At 57.7% G+C, this 17,255-nt stretch carries 13 protein-coding genes; 6 read left to right on the top strand and 7 right to left on the bottom strand.

The features are described 5' to 3' along the window. Nucleotides 1–107 precede the first annotated feature (107 nt). From OGY07_RS01010 to OGY07_RS00995, 4 genes are all read left to right on the top strand, one after another. On the top strand, nucleotides 108–3,374 hold the full coding sequence (locus tag OGY07_RS01010; RefSeq protein WP_286598146.1) for a DUF5107 domain-containing protein: 3,267 nt from the start codon (nucleotides 108–110) through the stop codon (nucleotides 3,372–3,374). A gap of 71 nt (nucleotides 3,375–3,445) precedes the next feature. Then, entirely contained in the window at nucleotides 3,446–4,888 is a 1,443-nt protein-coding gene (locus tag OGY07_RS01005) for a sugar porter family MFS transporter (protein ID WP_286598144.1), read from the top strand. Continuing rightward, nucleotides 4,885–5,715 carry an aldose 1-epimerase gene (locus OGY07_RS01000; RefSeq protein WP_060570485.1) on the top strand — a complete coding sequence of 277 codons (831 nt, stop codon included), beginning with the start codon at nucleotides 4,885–4,887 and terminating at the stop codon, nucleotides 5,713–5,715. Before OGY07_RS01005 ends, OGY07_RS01000 begins: the two co-directional genes overlap by 4 nt. 88 nt (nucleotides 5,716–5,803) lie before the next feature. After that, entirely contained in the window at nucleotides 5,804–6,943 is a 1,140-nt protein-coding gene (locus OGY07_RS00995) for a 3-phenylpropionate MFS transporter (protein WP_199956574.1), read from the top strand. Here OGY07_RS00995 and csiE read toward each other — a convergent pair. The 7 genes from csiE to OGY07_RS00960 all read right to left on the bottom strand — a co-directional run bounded on the left by csiE (nucleotide 6,935) and on the right by OGY07_RS00960 (nucleotide 15,223). After that, nucleotides 6,935–8,215: a stationary phase inducible protein CsiE gene (gene csiE, locus OGY07_RS00990; RefSeq protein ID WP_286598140.1), complete on the bottom strand. Its 1,281-nt coding sequence runs from the start codon at nucleotides 8,213–8,215 to the stop codon at nucleotides 6,935–6,937. The two genes, OGY07_RS00995 and csiE, sit on opposite strands and share 9 nt — an antisense overlap. A 223-nt stretch (nucleotides 8,216–8,438) precedes the next feature. Continuing rightward, nucleotides 8,439–9,038, bottom strand: coding sequence for a KpsF/GutQ family sugar-phosphate isomerase (locus OGY07_RS00985; RefSeq protein ID WP_286598139.1), 600 nt, complete (start codon nucleotides 9,036–9,038; stop codon nucleotides 8,439–8,441). Continuing rightward, nucleotides 9,035–10,672 carry an FGGY-family carbohydrate kinase gene (locus tag OGY07_RS00980; protein WP_269535400.1) on the bottom strand — a complete coding sequence of 546 codons (1,638 nt, stop codon included), beginning with the start codon at nucleotides 10,670–10,672 and terminating at the stop codon, nucleotides 9,035–9,037. Before OGY07_RS00980 ends, OGY07_RS00985 begins: the two co-directional genes overlap by 4 nt. A 16-nt stretch (nucleotides 10,673–10,688) precedes the next feature. Next, the gene (locus tag OGY07_RS00975; RefSeq protein WP_060570489.1) at nucleotides 10,689–11,642 is read right to left on the bottom strand and encodes an ABC transporter permease; all 954 of its coding nucleotides are present in this window, start codon (nucleotides 11,640–11,642) and stop codon (nucleotides 10,689–10,691) included. Between the two features lies 1 nt (nucleotide 11,643). After that, nucleotides 11,644–12,633, bottom strand: coding sequence for an ABC transporter permease (locus OGY07_RS00970; protein ID WP_042291441.1), 990 nt, complete (start codon nucleotides 12,631–12,633; stop codon nucleotides 11,644–11,646). Next, nucleotides 12,626–14,134, bottom strand: coding sequence for a sugar ABC transporter ATP-binding protein (locus OGY07_RS00965; RefSeq protein WP_060570491.1), 1,509 nt, complete (start codon nucleotides 14,132–14,134; stop codon nucleotides 12,626–12,628). The genes OGY07_RS00970 and OGY07_RS00965 overlap by 8 nt, the downstream gene beginning before the upstream one ends. Nucleotides 14,135–14,239: 105 nt before the next feature. Next, entirely contained in the window at nucleotides 14,240–15,223 is a 984-nt protein-coding gene (locus OGY07_RS00960; RefSeq protein ID WP_042291436.1) for an autoinducer 2 ABC transporter substrate-binding protein, read from the bottom strand. Nucleotides 15,224–15,635: 412 nt separating this feature from the next. Here OGY07_RS00960 and OGY07_RS00955 point away from each other — a divergent pair, with 412 nt between their 5' ends. Together OGY07_RS00955 and OGY07_RS00950 are read left to right on the top strand one after the other, a co-directional pair. Further along, nucleotides 15,636–16,274, top strand: coding sequence for a DUF1007 family protein (locus OGY07_RS00955; RefSeq protein WP_286598192.1), 639 nt, complete (start codon nucleotides 15,636–15,638; stop codon nucleotides 16,272–16,274). Next, nucleotides 16,265–17,245, top strand: coding sequence for a nickel/cobalt transporter (locus OGY07_RS00950; RefSeq protein WP_286598134.1), 981 nt, complete (start codon nucleotides 16,265–16,267; stop codon nucleotides 17,243–17,245). The genes OGY07_RS00955 and OGY07_RS00950 overlap by 10 nt, the downstream gene beginning before the upstream one ends. Nucleotides 17,246–17,255 lie beyond the last annotated feature (10 nt).

Raw genomic sequence — 17,255 nt, 5'->3', positions numbered from 1 at the left:
AACTCCCTTAACTATATTGCGTGAGCGTTGCGCATTTTAACGCCAGTTAACTGTACCACAATAGCCTTAAGTCGATATTTTACTTTTATTCATTGAGTGGAGGCAGCATGTACGGTTCAGTTAAGGTCTGGCAGGAAACCTTATCACTTCCGACCTGGACGGTGGGGGAAGAAGATCCAAACCCCATGTTTCTTGAAAAGCGCGTCTACCAGGGCTCTTCCGGCGCCGTGTATCCGTATGGCGTTATTGATACGCTGACCGGCAAACGTGAGATGCGTGAGTATCAGGCCGTGTGGATGGAGAACGATTTTATCCGCGTCATGCTGCTACCGGCGCTGGGTGGACGTATTCATCGCGCTTACGACAAAGTACGGGCGCGCGATTTTGTCTATTACAACGAAGTGGTGAAACCCGCGCTGGTCGGCTTGCTGGGGCCGTGGATCTCCGGCGGCATTGAGTTTAACTGGCCGCAGCACCACCGTCCCACCACCTTTATGCCGGTGGATTTCACCGTCCAGGCGGGTGAAAACGGCGAACAAACCGTCTGGATGGGCGAGGTGGAGCCGATGCGCGGTTTGCAGGTTATGGCTGGTTTTACGCTGTATCCGGATCGCGCGCTGATTGAAATCACCGGTAAGGTATTCAACGGCAACGCGACACCGCGCCATTTTTTGTGGTGGGCTAACCCGGCGGTGAAGGGGGGGGACGATCATCAGAGCGTATTTCCGCCGGACGTGACGGCGGTATTTGACCACGGCAAGCGCGACGTTTCTGCTTTTCCGATCGCCACCGGCACCTACTATAAAGTCGATTACTCGGCGGGCGTGGATATCTCCCGCTACAAAAACGTGCCGGTTCCGACCTCCTACATGGCGGAAAAGTCAGACTATGACTTTGTCGGCGCCTGGCATCACGGTGAACGTGGTGGCCTGTTGCATGTGGCCGATCATCACGTTTCACCGGGTAAAAAACAGTGGACCTGGGGATACGGCGATTTTGGCGTCGCCTGGGATCGTAACCTGACCGATGATAACGGCCCGTATATCGAACTGATGACCGGCGTTTTCACTGATAACCAGCCGGATTTTACCTGGCTTGCGCCTTATGAAGAAAAGGTGTTCGTCCAGAACTTCCTTCCTTACAGCGAACTGGGCATGGTACAGAATGCCAGCACCGATCTGGCGCTCCGTCTGGTGCGTGAAGACGGCGCTCTGTCGGTTGGCGTTTACGCCATCGCGCCGCTGCATGAGGCCCGAGTGACGCTCAGCGCAGAGGGCGCGCCTTTTTATGAAACCACCCTGACGCTGGCGCCGGGCCAGAGCTGGATGACACGGATCGTGGAAAACGGCCCGGACCGGATCACGATGACGGTAAGCCATCCTGATGGACGGGAATGGCTGAAATACGAAGAACACATCGCCGGGGAGGTTCCCCTGCCGTCGGCAGCAACGGCGCCGGCGATGCCGGAAGCGCTCTCCAATACCGAGGAACTCTACTTTATTGGTCAGCACCTGGAGCAATACAACCATGCCAGCCGTTATGCCGAGGATTACTATCGTCGGGCGCTGGAGGTGGATCCGCTGGATTATCGCAACAACGTCGCGCTGGGTACGCTGGCGCTAAACCGCGCGGACTGGACGCTGGCGGCACAGTGTGCGAGCGCCGCGTTGGCGCGGGCGCACAAGCTCAACAAAAACCCGCGTGACGGCGAAGCCAGCATGTTGCTTGCCGCCGCGCTGGAGCGGCAGGGGAATTTCGACGCGGCATGGGATCACTACTTTAAAGCGAGCTGGAGCGGGAACTGTCGGGATGCCGCGTTCTGGTCGCTGGCGCGAATAGCGATGCGGCGGGGAAATTACGCGGACGCGCTGGACAAAGTCAATCAAAGCCTGCGCGTTAACGGTAGTAACAACCTGGCGATGGGGTTAAAGGCGCTGGTGTTGGCGAAGCTGGGCCGTGAAGCTGACGCGCTGACCTGGATCGATCGGCAGCTTCGCGATTATCCGCTCAGCTACGCGCTGCACTATGCGCGCTGGGCGGTGAGCCGCGACGAGTCAACGAAAGATGCGTTGATTGCCATCACGGGACGACGCGGTACTAACGCCTGTGAGTTGGCGGGCTGGCTGCTCTCCTGTGGTCAGCAAGACGCTGCGCGCGACGTGCTGGCGCTGTTGGACAGCCAGGAAACGCTGCCGCTGCTCTGGCGCGCATCCCTGAGCGATAACCCGCAGTCGTTGATTGATCGGTCACGCGCCTGTCTGCACAACCGGGTGCGCTTCCCGAATACGCTCGACGAAGTGCAAATGCTGCAAACGCTACCGGACAGCCCGTGGGCGCAATATTTACTCGGCTGCTTCTGGTACAGCAAACGCCGTTACGATGCGGCGCTGGCCTGCTGGCAGTTCACGCTTGCGCAGGAAGCGGATTTCGCACCGGTGCATCGTCTGCTAGGCATCTACGCATGGAATAAACAGCAGGATGCCGTACTGGCGCGACAGTACCTTTCGCAGGCGGTGGCGCTGGAGCCGGACAACGCCCGCTTCCTGTTTGAACGGGATTACCTCGACAAACTGCTGGCTACCCCTGCTGCACAGCGTCTGCAACAGCTGGTCTCCCGCCAGTCCGTTGTTTTTCAGCGCGACGATCTCACTGTGGAATTGCTCAGCCTGTGGAACGGACTGGGCGACTACGAGGCGGCGGCGAAGGTCCTGCGCGAGCGGGCATTCCATCCCTGGGAAGGGGGCGAAGGGAAGGCGACCGGCCAGTACCTGATCAACCAGATGCATCGGGCGCTGGCGGCAATCGGCGAAGGCGCGTACCAGAATGCGGTCTACCTGCTGCAACAGGCGCTGAGCTATCCGCATAACCTGGGCGAGGGGCGTTTGCCGGGGCAAACGGATAATGACATTTGGTATCTGCTTGGCTACTGCGCGCAGCAACAGGGGCATCACGACGAGGCGCAGCGCTATTTTGCGCGAGCGACGCGCGGCGGCAGTTCGCTTGATGCCGGCCGCTATTATAACGATCAACCGGTGGATTACTTGTTCTGGCAGGGCATGGCGCTGAAGGCGCTGGGCGAGCATCACGCTGCGGAGCGGTTGTTCCAGAGCTTCCTGCATTGGGTTGAAACTCAGCGTGACAACGTGCCAGAGGTGGACTTCTTCGCCGTTTCGTTGCCGGATCTGGTGGTGCTTGATACGCCCGCGGCGGCGAAGCACCAACAGCACTGTCTGTTTATCACCGCGTTAGGGCATCTGGGGCTGGGCAATCTTACCGCCAGCCAGCTGGCGTTCGACGCATTATTGCAGGTGAATCCGGCGCATGACAAAGCGCTGCTCCTGCGCCACGCCATCCCCCTGGCGTTATGGAACTAAACCCTGAACCGGTGGTGGAAACACCACCGACAACCTCCTGTTCCCTGCGTTTCCCTGAAAGAGGAATCAACATGAATAATGCGCAGACACACCTGAATATCGGCTACGTCTGGACCATTTGTCTGGTTGCGGCCTGCGGCGGTTTATTGTTTGGCTATGACTGGGTGGTCATTGGTGGGGCAAAGCCCTTTTATGAAGCGTACTTTTCCATTACCGATCCGGCGCAGTCCGGCTGGGCAATGAGTTCCGCGCTGGTGGGCTGTATTTTTGGCGCGCTGATTTCCGGCTGGTGCGCCGATAAGTTCGGTCGCAAAATGCCGCTGATCCTCGCGGCCATTCTGTTCAGCGCCTCGGCATGGGGAACCGCCGTTGCCCATAATTTCGATATGTTTGTTATTTACCGCATCGTCGGCGGTATCGGGATCGGTCTGGCCTCAGCCCTGAGTCCACTGTACATCGCCGAGGTCAGTCCGGCGGAAAAGCGCGGTCGCTTTGTGGCGGTTAACCAGTTAACTATTGTGATCGGCGTGCTCGCGGCGCAGCTGATCAACCTGCTGATCGCCGAACCCGTCGCGCCAGGCGCGACGCAACAGGCCATCGTGGAAAGCTGGAACGGTCAGACCGGCTGGCGCTGGATGTTTGGCGCCGAGCTTGTTCCGGCGCTGGCGTTTCTGGTGCTGATGTTTTTTGTGCCGGAGTCGCCGCGCTGGCTGGTGAAAGCGGGGAAACCGGAGCGGGCGCGCGCGATGCTACAGCGGATTGGCAGTACGGAGTACGCCGGGCAGACGCTGAAAGAGATTGAACACTCCCTGCGTAAAGATAACCATAAAGTCGCCTGGTCGACGCTGCTACAGCCGCAGATCAAGCCGATCGTGGTTATCGGGATGGTGCTTGCGGTGTTCCAGCAGTGGTGCGGGATCAACGTGATCTTCAACTATGCCCAGGAGATCTTCGCCTCTGCGGGCTTCGACATTAACGGTACGCTGAAATCCATCGTCGCCACCGGCATCATTAACCTGGTGTTTACGCTTGCCGCGCTGCCGCTGGTCGACAAAATTGGTCGACGCAAACTGATGTTGTTTGGCGCATCCGGTCTGACTGTCATCTATGTGCTGATTGCGGGCGCGTATGGCATGGGGATCATGGGCTGGCCGGTGCTGGTTCTGGTACTGGCGGCGATCGCGATCTATGCCATGACCCTTGCCCCGGTAACCTGGGTGCTGCTTTCCGAGATTTTTCCCAACCGGGTGCGCGGTCTGGCGATGTCGCTGGGGACGCTGGCGCTGTGGATCGCCTGCTTCCTGTTGACGTATACCTTTCCGCTGCTCAATGCCGGACTCGGCGCGGCAGGCAGCTTCCTGCTCTATGGCGTGATTTGCGCGATGGGTTTTCTGTACATCCTGCGTAACGTGCCGGAGACCAAAGGCGTGACGCTGGAAGCGCTGGAAGAACAGTTGGCGGCTAAACAGCTGAAAACCAGCCCGTCGGCGCAGAAGAAAAGCGCACGTTCATGAGCACCGCGCTGACGCTGCAAAACGCGCATCTGCGGATGCGCGTGGATCCGCAAGGAGGCAGGCTGCTGACGCTGTTTTCGTTACCACATCAGCAGCCAGTATTGTATACAGGCGACGGCGCGGGTGGGCTATTTCCCATGTTGCCGGTGGCTAACCGTGTGGCGGGAAACCGTTTTTCCCAGCGCGACGGCGACGTTCAACTGCCCTTGCATGATGCTGACCCCACGTTCTGGCTGCACGGAGACGGCTGGCGTCAACGCTGGGAGGTGGCCGACGCTGGCGATCAGCACTGCGTTTTGCGTCTGCGAAGCCAGCACCCCTGCGGCTACGATTATTGGGCCACCTTGCGTTACGCTCTCGACGGCGCAACGCTGGCGGCGCAGCTCTCGATAACCCATCAGGGTCAGCGACCGATGCTTTACGGCTGTGGGTTTCATCCCTGGTTTGCTTTTGACGCGCAAAGTACAGCGCAGTTTTCCGCCAGCGGCTACTGGCCGGAAGGGGAACAGCACCTGCCGTTGGCCTGGCGCAGCGACATTCCGCCAGAAGCGGATTTCAGCCGGGCGCATAATGGCGCGGATCGCTGGCTGAATGTGGGCTATTCCGGCTGGGGAGGAAGGGCGGTCATCCGACATGGCGTGATGAAGATCACGCTTTCAGCGCAAACTCCCTGGCTGATGCTGTTCAGAATGCCGGGTCGGTCATTCCTCTGCCTTGAGCCGCAGTCGCATCCGGTTAACGCCCACCACATGCCGGGGCAGCCGGGATTACGTGTATTGAGTGCGGGAGAAGCGTGCCGTTTTGCACTGCAAATCCGCGTTGATTAAGGCAAAAAAGAGGTTATCCCGCTGTTAATGTTCACTTGCGTCAGCCTGTGTTTATCGCCAGACTATCGCCTCCAAACGGGAGGGAATCATGGTCTTGCACTCCACGCGCTGGCTGGCGCTCGGTTACTTCACCTATTTTTTTAGCTACGGTATTTTCTTACCTTTCTGGAGCGTCTGGCTCAATGGCGCCGGGTTAACCCCCGAAACCATCGGTTTGCTGCTGGGCGCCGGACTGATCGCCCGTTTTCTTGGCAGCCTGTTGATTGCCCCCCGGGTCAGCGACCCGTCGCGGTTGATTTCAGCGCTGCGCATCCTGGCACTGCTGACGCTGGTGTTCGCGCTGGCATTCTGGGCGGGCACCCACGTGGCGTGGCTGATGGTCGTGATGGTCGGCTTTAACCTTTTTTTCTCCCCGCTGGTGCCGTTAACCGATGCGCTGGCAAACACCTGGCAAAAACAGATCACGATGGACTATGGCCGGGTGCGTTTGTGGGGGTCAGTCGCCTTTGTGATCGGCTCGGCGCTAACCGGTAAGCTCGTGAGTCTGTTTGATTATCGGGCGATTCTGGTAATGCTCACCCTGGGGATTGCATCCATGCTGCTCGGTATGCTGCTGCGTCCGAGCGTGCCACCGCAGGGAGAAAGCCGCCAGCAGGAGAGCGCCGGATGGCCGGCGTGGCGAGCGTTGGTGACCCAGAGCTGGCGCTTTCTGGCCTGCGTCTGCCTGCTGCAAGGGGCGCATGCCGCTTATTACGGCTTTAGCGCGATTTACTGGCAGGGGGCCGGGTATTCGGCCTCGGCGGTAGGGTATTTGTGGTCGCTTGGCGTCGTGGCGGAAGTTGTCATCTTCGCTCTTAGCAAAAAGCTGTTCCGCCGCTTCAGCGCCCGCGACCTGTTGCTGCTTTCCGCCGTCTGCGGCGTGATTCGCTGGGCGCTGATGGGCTGGACCACCGCGCTGCCGTGGTTGATTGTGGCGCAGATCCTGCACTGCGGCACGTTTACCGTATGTCACCTGGCCGCGATGCGCTATATCGCCGCGCGGCAGGGGAGTGAAGTGATTCGCCTGCAGGCGGTCTATTCCGCGGTGGCGATGGGCGGCAGTATCGCCATCATGACGGTCTTTGCCGGATTCCTCTATCAGCATCTGGGCAACGGCGTGTTCTGGGTGATGGCGCTGGTGGCTCTGCCCGCGATGGCGCTGCGGCCAAAAGTAACGGCTTCAGCCTGACTCCAGCATTTTGCGGATCTGCTGTTGCTGGTGCGGCGTTAACGCCTCCGCCGCGTGTATCAGCGGCGGTGAAAACAGGGGCAGCGGCGTGGTGTAAGGCGTGACGATCAGCGCGACGCCGCGCGGCGACCCTTCCTGCTGAAATGTCCGCATCGGCACCGGTTTGATATTTAACGGCAGTAGCGTCAGTTCGCGAAGCTGCTGTTCTATCTGCTGCTCCAGCATGCGGTTATCACCGGTCAGTAAGAGGATCTGCTTTTCGTGTAGATCATTTTCCTGCATCAACCACGCGCCGAAAATCACCGCCACCAGACCCGTCTCTTCTTCGGAAAACGCAACGCCGTATTCCTCTTCAAAACCGCGCAGAGCCTCGCGGGTGGTGCGCATCAGGCGTGGATACAGACGCGCGAATTCATCCGGCAGGGTGTTATCAATACCAATCGAGAACAGACTGCGGTTCAGCGCCTGGGCAAGGTGAATGTATAACTGATCGTTCAGCCCTTGTTCATCGTTGAACCGCACCGCGCCCAGTTCGCGAAAGCGCAGCACCAGACGGGCGATGGTCAGCCGTAGCCGCCGGTTTTGCTGATGGTTGTCGCGGATCGGATCGGGCAGACGCACCATCGAAAACAGCAGCGCCATAAACAGCGACTCCGTGAGCGGCGCATCCTGTCGCACGCGTCGCTGCCAGTGGCGCCCAATTTCCTGGGCGAGCTGATATTCGGCGCAGGTTTGCACCCAACGCTGCTGGATCGGATTAAATTCCGGCGCAATGCCCGCGTGATGTTGCAAAAGGCAATACTGCAAATAGAGGCGTAAAAACTGCACGTCGCGACTCTCGAACGGCTTTTGCAGACGGCGGGCGCAGAGGTTGATCAGCGCGTGAAGGTTGGTGTCATCGTAGAGCGTGCGCAGGATCCCCCGCTGCTTTAGCTCGCGCTTGAGGGCGGGCGAGAAGTGCTGGGAAATAAAATTGGGGCATAACCGTAAGCCGCGTCTCAGCCAGTGCAGCAGGCAGAGGCGCTGATCGAGCGCTGTACCTTCGATCCGGTAGCAACCGTCAGGGCCAGAAATGATGCTCAGTCGATGATAGCGCTGGATCTCACGTCCCGTTTCGGTGACATCTTCGCGGGCAAGCCCATCATCGACGCCATTAAGCGCGCTGAATGTTTCCGCGGTGGCAATTTGCCCTGGCTGGAAAAGCGTCAGCAAGACCTGGCAACGGCGCTGGGGAGCAGAAAGTACAGATGGCGGAGCAAGCGTTGGCATCATCTGTCGAACCTCCCGAATGTATGTTTGATAAGAATAGCTAAAGTTTTTCCATAATAATTACGAATGAAATGCTTTAGGTCAGGATTGCTGAGGAAGGTCACAGAATTTTTCACGTACAGGGCGTCAGGAAGGAGTGAAACGCAGCGCCTGAAGCGCATTTTTTGCTTTTTTATCGTTCGGTTGTCTGAAAGACGCCCCGCCGATGCCGGCGGAGCGGGAAACGCTAACGCGTCTGGCGTAACGTTAATCCAACGTCGCCACCGGGATGCACCGACAACAGCGTCTCTTTTGAGTAACCACTTTCGCTCATCAGGCAGGCGCAGGCGGCGTCGAAAATGGCGATGACCAGCATAATCGAAGTGGTCGCCAGCATGTTTAGCGGGTCGGCTTCACGCTTAACGCCTGTTGAAATCACCAGTTGGGCGGCGCGGGCGATGGCGGAGTCAGCGTTTTCGGTGACGCTGATAATCGGTACATTTTTCGCCGCGAGTCCTGGCAGCAGGCGCGTTAGCTCATCTGAGTTCCCGCCGCGAGAGATCATAATGACCAGATCGTCCGCGTCCAAAAAACCCAGGTCGCCGTGCGCGGCGTCGGTGGCGTTAAGGTAGATCGCCGGACGTTCAACGCAGGCCAGCATATGGGCGATTTTTCGCGCTGCAATGCCGGAGGTGCCGACGCCCGTGACGGCGATTTTCCCCCGGCAAGTGCGTAGCGCCGCCATTAACGCCTGCCACTGCGCCTCGCTCAGATGATCGGCCAGTCCGGCCAGCGCCTCGCTATACAGCGTCCAGGTGGCGGTGGCCTGTTGCCATGCGCGGCTCATGACGCCGCCTGCATCAGTTGGCGGTACTTCATATGATCCTGATACATTTCATGAAACACCTGATATTTACGGTCGTAATACTGTTTGATGCGGTTGGTCTGCGGGGTCACCGTTTTGCCAATCCGGCTCATCGCCGACATCGCTTCCGGGAAGCTTTCAAAAACGCCCGCCGCGATCGTGCCCATCATGGCGCCGCCCAACAGCATCGCCTCGCTCTCTTCCGGCAGCAGCATCGCGCAGCCGGTGGCGTTAGCGTGTTCCTGCACGAAGACGGGATTCTTGGTGCCGCCACCGCTGGCCATAATGGTGTCGATACTGTAACCGCTCTGGTTCATGGTCTCGATGATATGGCGTGTCCCCAACGCGATGGCCTGAATGGTGGCCAGATACTGTAGCGCCATATCTTCCGGAGTCCGCGATAGTTTCAGCCCGCTTATCGCCCCGGTGAGGGTGGGGTTGGCGCGCGGCGAACGGTTACCGTGGAAGTAGGGGAGAATATGTATATCGCGGGTTAAAAAGGCGATGTTCTCCGGCTCGCCCGCCATTTTTCGCAGCAGCGCGTTGAGCACTTCATAGATAGTTTGGTCCTGCGACGTAGCCTGCGCCAGCAGCGTTTCGTAGCACGGATGTGACTGAATAATATGATCGATTAACGCGCCGGTGGCGGATTGTCCGCCTTCGTTAAGCCAGTATTCCGGTAGCACCGCTGAGTAGTACGGTCCCCAGACGCCGCTGATAAAGCGCGGTTCTTTAGAGATCGCCATATGGCCGGTCGAGGTGCCGCCAATCAGGGCGATCCGGCGATCGAAATCAGCCACATCGCCCGACACGCCGCTGGCGCCCAGGGTGCCGAGCGTACCGGCATGGGCGTCGATGATCGACACGCTCACCGCCGTGCCCGGAATCAGTCCCATTTCGCTGGCGGCGCGCTGACTCAGACCGTGACCCAACGGTTCGCCCATCGTTTTGACATAGCGGCCAATTTTGGCGGCATCGTGTTCCAGCAGATCTTCAAGGCCAATTTCGCGGAAGTAGCTGGCATCCCATTTGTCCTCGTGGCCCATATAGGTCCACTTGCAGACCGTGGAGCACAATGAACGGGTGTCGTCGCCGGTGGCGCGCCAGGTCAGGAAATCAGGCAAATCAAAATAATAGCCCGCGTTGGCCCAGGTGTTCGGCATGTGCTGTTTCAGCCACAGCAGCTTTGGGGTCTGCATTTCCGGTGAGATAATACCGCCAACGTAATCCAGCACGCGGTGGTGCAGAGCGTTGATGCGTTCCGCCTGGGTGATGGCGCGGTGATCCATCCAGACAATAATATTCTGCTCGCTGCGCCCCGACGGGCTAACGGTCAGCGGTTTTCCCTCTTTGTCGAGCACCACCAACGAACAGGTCGCGTCAAAGCCTAACCCCTTGACCTGAATAGGGTTGATATCTGACTGATTAATGGCATCGCGAACGGCGTTGCACACCGCCTGCCAGATATTGTCTGACGACTGTTCGACGAAATCGGCCTGCGGACGATAAATCTCAATCGCACGGCTGGCTTGTCCAACCATTCTGCCGTTGAGATCAAACACCCCTGCGCGGGCGCTACCGGTTCCTACATCCACACCAATAAAATAACTCGCCATCATTTTTCTCCTGAAATCAGGCTTTACGATTCTGTAATGCGATAAAGAGGATGAGCACCGCGCCCCAGAGCGCCATGGTCAGATAGCTACTGATCCCCAGCAAATTAAAGCCGCTCTCCAGCATTTGCAGCACCACCAGCGCCAGCACCAGGCCGATAATGCGCCCAAAGCCGCCGTCCGGGTTAATGCCGCCCAGCACTGAGGCGAGAATGGTCACCAGCAGGTACGACTCGCCGTAGCCGGCTTTCGCCGAATTGAACTTGGCCATCATCAAGATGGCCGCCACCCAGCCGAGCAGAGCGGAAATGACATAGACCGAGATTTGCACCCGCACTGTATTCACGCCGCTGTAGCGGGTCGCCTGCTCGTTGGAGCCCATCAGATAAAGGCTGCGCCCCAACGTGGTGTGCTCCAGCAAAACCCATAGCAGGACGGCAACCAGCAGGAACAGCAGCAGGGCGACGGGAATACCGGCGACAGTGGCGTTACCGAGATACTGAATCGCTGTCGGGAAACCAGAAATCACCGTGCCGTTGGAAAGTAGAATGTTCAACCCGGAGATCAGCGTCATCGTACCGAGCGTCGCCAGGATGGGTGAGACGCCGACCCAGGCGATGAGCGCCCCGTTTACGACACCGATCGCTACGGCCACCGCTGCGCCCGCCAGCAGCGCCAGCGCCAGAAACAGCGGGTTATCCGGTTGACTGACGATGATCGCCGCCATGACCAGCGAACAGGCGTTAGCGCCCGCGATAATCGACAGGTTGATGCCGCCAGTAAGCATGGTCATCCCCATGCCGAGCGCCAGCATACCGAGGATCGGCAACTGCGAGCCGATGGACTGGAAATTGGCGGCGCTGAAAAAACGGCTTCCCAGCAGCGCGGAAAAGATCACGGCAACGACAATAATAATGACGCACTGCAGGCGAATGATGGCATCACCGGGTAAAACGCGTGCTATCGTTTTCATCTTAGAGCTCCCTTGCCAGTTTGCGTTTTTCGTTCCAGGCCGTCGCGCTGATGCTGACCAGGATGATGGCGCCGCTGAAAACGGTGTGCCAGTAAGATGAGACGCCCAGCAGCGTCAGGCCGTTTTGCAAAAAGGCCAACAGGATCACCCCGAGCAGCGTACCGGTCAGCGTGCCGCGTCCGCCGCTCATGCTGGTGCCGCCGAGCACTACTGCCGCCAGCACAGTGAGTTCGAAACCGAGCAGCGAGTTTGGCGCTACCGACTGGGTGATTTGCGCTTGCACCACCGCCGCGACGCCCGCCAGAATCCCCATGTAACCGTAAACGTAGAAATGCAGCTTCAGCAGATTCATACCGAGGCGCGAGGCCGCGTCGCGGTTGCCGCCCATCGCGTAAATTTGTCGGCCCAGGCGGGTAAAGTTCATCAGCACGGCGGTAAAGACAATCACTGCCGCCAGGCACAACAATGGCAGGGTTAGCCCGTAGTCATAACCGTCGGCGGCGGTGAACGAAAACCAGTTAATGCCGTTCATAAACCAGTCCGGGAAGCCGTACAGCCAGGTGCCTTTGGTGGCGTAAACCAGCAGACCGTAATAGACGTTAAGCGTGGCGATGGTAATGATGATCGCCGGTACGCGCAGCCAGTAAACGAGAAAGCCGTTGAGCAAGCCGAGCAGCAGCCCGACGACGCAGGCCAGCGCCAGGGCCAGCAGGAAGTTGCCGCCGTGGGCAATAACCCAGCTTGCCATCGCATACTGCGCAATGGCGGTCATCGCCGGAAACGAAATATCGATACCGCCGGAGATCAGCACCACAAACAGCCCGCAGGCGAGGATGCCGAGGATCGCGTAGCTGGTGGCGACATCCGTCAGGTTACCTAACGACAGAAATTCATCGGTTTTGATGCTCAGCCCGACCGCCAGCGCAATCACCAGCAGGCCGAGCCAAAATTCATGGTGTCCCGCTAAGCGGGAGAGACGATTATTATTCATGGATGACCTCTACCACCTCGGCAATATCCTGTTCAGAGCAGCGATGCGGGTTAAACTCCGCCACCAACTTTCCGCGACGCATCACCAGCACGCGATGGCTGTTGTAATAGGCTTCCGGGATCTCATCGCAAATCATCAGCACCGCCATTCCCTGCTCCGCCAGGTCGCGGGCGATCTGGTAGATCCCTTCTTTATTGGCGATATCCACGCCCACGGTGGGTGAATCGAGGATCAGAATCCGTGGGCTGGTCGCCACCCATTTGGCAATGGCGATACGCTGGGCGTTTCCGCCGGACAGCGTTTTTACCGGCAGTTGCGGATCGGAAACCTTTATGTTCAGTTCACGGATCAGTCCGGCGACCTGTTTTTGCGCGTGGCGATGGTCCAGCAGACCGCTGCGCGTATGCAGTTTGTCGTAAACTGTGACGATGGTGTTGTCATAGATCGACTGATCCATGATAAGCCCTTGCGTCAGGCGATCCTCCGAGACATAGCCGATCCCATGCCGGATAGCATCCTGGTTATTACGCAGCCGGACCGGCTGACCGTTGATCCGAATTTCACCGCTTTCCGGCTGGGTCATGCCAAACAGGCTCAGGCACAGCTCGGTGCGCCCGGCGCCCAGTAAACCGACAATCGACACGATTTCGCCGCTGCGCAGCGACAAATTGATGTCCTGATATTTTCCACGACGGCTCAGGTTGCGTAGCTCAAGCAGGGGTTCTTGCTCAGGCGACGGTTTTTCCGGGAGCGGGCTGTAATGAAAGCGCTGGCCGGTCATCAGGAACGCCAGCTCGTGGCTGTCGAGCTCGCTTGCCGGATACGTGCCCACCAGCTTGCCGTCACGCATGACGCTGATGCGGTCCGCCACTTCCATCACTTCATCAAGCCGGTGGCTGACAAACACCACGCAGATGCCATCTGCCTTAAGTTCGTTTACCACCCGCAGCAGGCCGTTAACCTCCTGGCGGGTCAACGAAGCGGTAGGTTCATCCATAATGACCAGCCGTGCTTCGGCGGCAATGGCGCGGCAAATAGCCACCAGTTGGCGGTCGGCAATCGACAGCTTTTCGACTTTTTTGTCCGGATCGATGGACACGCCAATGCGCCGCATTGCCGCCAGCGCCTGTTGTTTCATTGCGCCGCGGCGTACCCAGATATCGCCGCCGGGTAGGTAGCGGTTGACGGCAATGTTCTCTGCCACGCTGAAGTTGGGGAACAGGGATAAATCCTGATAGATCACCTGGATGCCATAATGTGAAGAGAGCTGCGGAGAAAGATGGTGGAACAGTTTTCCATCCAACTGGATCTGCGCCCCTTTTTCCGGCTGATAAACGCCCGAAATCACTTTAATGATGGTGCTTTTTCCGCAGCCGTTCTGTCCTGCCAGGCAGTGAACTTCGCCTTTTTTCAGCGTCAGATTCACGTTATCCAGCGCCAGCACGCCCGGGAATTGCTTGCTGATATTCTCAAGAGTGATAAATGCGGTGGTGTCTGTCATGGACAATACCCCTGCGAGCGCCCCGAAGGGCGCTAAGTGTTAATTTTTATTGATAGCGCCGTTCAGACGAACGGCGTTGGGTTTCCCTGGTGTTGGCAAAAAGCCTTAGAAACCGAGCGATTGTGCGTTGTCTTTGGTGACTTCGAGGATCTTATTAAAGCGAATCACTTTCTGTTCCATGTCGACATCGGCTTTCCCTAAACCGTCGATGGTCAGATCCGGCGTCACCTCTTTGCCCTGCAGCAGTTGATCGGCGACCGTGACCAGCGCGTAACCAGCGTCTTTTGGATCCCACAACATCGCTTTCTTGATATCACCGCGCATCAGATACGGCGCGGCCTGTGCTGGCATCGCGATCCCAACCACGGCGATTTTATCTTTCGCCCGTTTTTTCTGTACCGCCTGGCCTGCGCCGATCGGACCCAGCGAGCCAAACCCGATAACGCCTTTCATCTGCGGGTAGGTTTTCATCAGATCCAGCGTTGTGGCGTAGGATTTATCGATGCTCTCCGCCACCGGCAGGCGCGAAGTCACTTCAAACATGTCAGGGTATTTTTCTTTCTGGTACTTAATGGCGTAGTCGGCCCAGGCGTTGTGCAATGGTACGGTCAGCGAACCAACGTAAATGGCGTAGCCGCCTTTTCCACCCATGTTTTTCGCCAGTTCGTCAACGTTCGCCTGCGCGTACTTCTCGCTGTCGATGGTTTCAATATCCCACTGACCGATCTGCTGGTCAGGTGACTCGTGAGTCAGGACGACAATCCCCTTATCGCGCGCTTTCTTCAGAACCGGCTCAAGGACTTTCGCGTCATTCGGGACCACAATGATCGCGTTCACGTTCTTGGCAATCAGATCTTCAATCACTTTCACTTGCTGCGCCGGATCGGGCGTTGACGGACCGGTCTGGTAAGCGTTGACGTCGAGCTTTTTCGCCGCTTCATTGACGCCGGTTTCCATGCGGTTGAACCATGGAATCCCCGTCACTTTTGCAACCACAGCGATTTCATATTTTTCTGCCGCAAAGGACGTGCCGGACAACATGCATGCAGAAACCAGAGTGGCACTGAGTAATGCGAGTTTGAATTTCATTGTTGTTCCTTTTGTAGGGACCAGGGCATGTCACGCCACGAGATTAGCAACGAAGGGAAGAGGCAATGAATCATAAGTTTGCTAAATGTGATCAATGCCCTTAATTGTTATTTTTTGGAGAATACAGAGTTAAATTAATGTTTAATTTGGAGTGAGTTAGCCTTTGGCAGAGACAGTTTGTGTTATTTTTTAGTGTTATTGAAACTATTCATTAACATTTATGCATCATATTGCCGTTGGCGAAGCAAAATTTGGCGTTGGCGTGTTGAACAACGCGGCGGGAAAATATCAAAAATGAGAACTGAATCGAGACACGAAATCCGCGCCCAATTTTACAGATTTCTTTGCTATCCTCTCGGTCAGTTTCGCCACGCTGGTTTTTCGTGGCCTGTAGCCGAATTGAGAGGTAATGATGCCACTGGTTAAACGCAGCGCGCTGGCGTGCCTGATGTTTTTTATGACCTCTATGGCGGTGGCGCATCCTCATAGCTTTATTCGCCTGAAAACAGAAACGGTGAGTGAGGATGGTCGGCTGATCGCGTTAAAAATGCGCTGGACGATGGATGAGTTAACCTCAGCCGACCTGCTTTACGACGCGGGGGAGGCGAAACCCGGCTCGGAAGTCTGGAAGAAACTGGCGGCGGAAGTGATGGCGAACGTGCTGGGACAGCATTATTTCACCGAAATGTGGCATAACGGGCAGCGGGTGAAATTTAAAAATCGTCCCACGGAATACGGTATGGCGCGTGAAGCCCATCAGGCTGTACTGACGTTTACTCTGCCACTCGCTGAACCGCAGCCGCTGAGCGGGCAAACCTTTACCTTTTCTACTTTCGATCCCAGCTATTACGTCGATATGAGTTATGAAGAAGACAGTGACGCCACGCTCTCTCCGGCGATGGCAACGCAGTGCGACATTGCCATGCATACCCCGACCCCCAGCGAAGAATCCCTGAGATTTGCCCAGTCGCTGGATAAAGCGGACGCGCCGCCGGAAGATATGGAACTGGGTAAACAATTTGCGCAGAAGGTCACCGTGAGATGTCGGTAATGTCACCCACTCGTCTTCCTTCACGCCGCTGGATGGCTCTTTGGCCGCTGGCGCTGTTTTTATTGCTGGCTACCGTGGGCGGCGTCTGGCTCTGGCAGGCATGGCCGCAGGTGATGATTAAAAGCGTGCTCTGGCAGCGGGAAGTTAATCAGCAGATGGGCGTTTTGCTGAAGACCGTTGCCGCGAATCCGGCACAGGCGGGCGGCTCGCTGCTGCTGTTCAGCTTTATGTATGGCGTGCTGCATGCGCTGGGGCCAGGGCATGGCAAGGTGGTGATCGCGACCTGGCTGGCGACCCATCCTTCTAAGCTGAAATCGAGTATCGGCCTGACGCTGGCATCCTCGCTATTGCAAGGGCTGGTGGCGATTGGACTGGTGGTGCTGGTGCTTGGCGTGCTACAGCTTCCGGCAAGGCAACTCCATTTGAGCAGTTTCTGGCTCGAAAAGGGCAGTTACGCTTTGGTTGGCGTCCTCGGGCTCCTGCTCTGCTGGCGGGCGTTGAAAAAGCTGCGCGCGCTGCTGCGAAAGCCCAAATTTATCGCCTTTACGCCGCACCATACGCATCATGAAAACTGCGGCTGCGGGCATCAGCATTTACCGGATCCGCAGCAGCTAAGCAACGATGACGACTGGCGCGCCCGGCTGATGATTATTCTGTCAATGGGGATGCGTCCCTGTTCCGGCGCAATCATGGTACTGCTGTTCAGCAAAGTCATCGGCGTTTTTTACTGGGGAATGGCCTCGGCGCTGGCGATGGCGGCAGGGACATCGCTCACTATTACATCGCTGGCGCTGCTGGTGCACAGCTTCCGGACGTTGGCGGCCAGACTGAGCGGCAACAGTGCGCCGGTATTGTGGCGGCAGGTAGGATGGTTGACGCTGGCCTTAGCCGGAGGGACGTTCTTAATGATTGCTGCGGTGGTGATGTGGGTGAGTGCGGCGCCGACGGGAAGGGGCCTGAGGCCGTTTTGAATAAATGCCG

Origin of the sequence: Citrobacter sp. Cs237 (assembly GCF_030332325.1) — a bacterium.
GTDB lineage: Bacteria > Pseudomonadota > Gammaproteobacteria > Enterobacterales > Enterobacteriaceae > Citrobacter_A > Citrobacter_A sedlakii.
The sequence above is the reverse complement of the archived record's forward strand: the minus strand, read 5'-3'. Positions and strand labels throughout refer to the sequence as shown.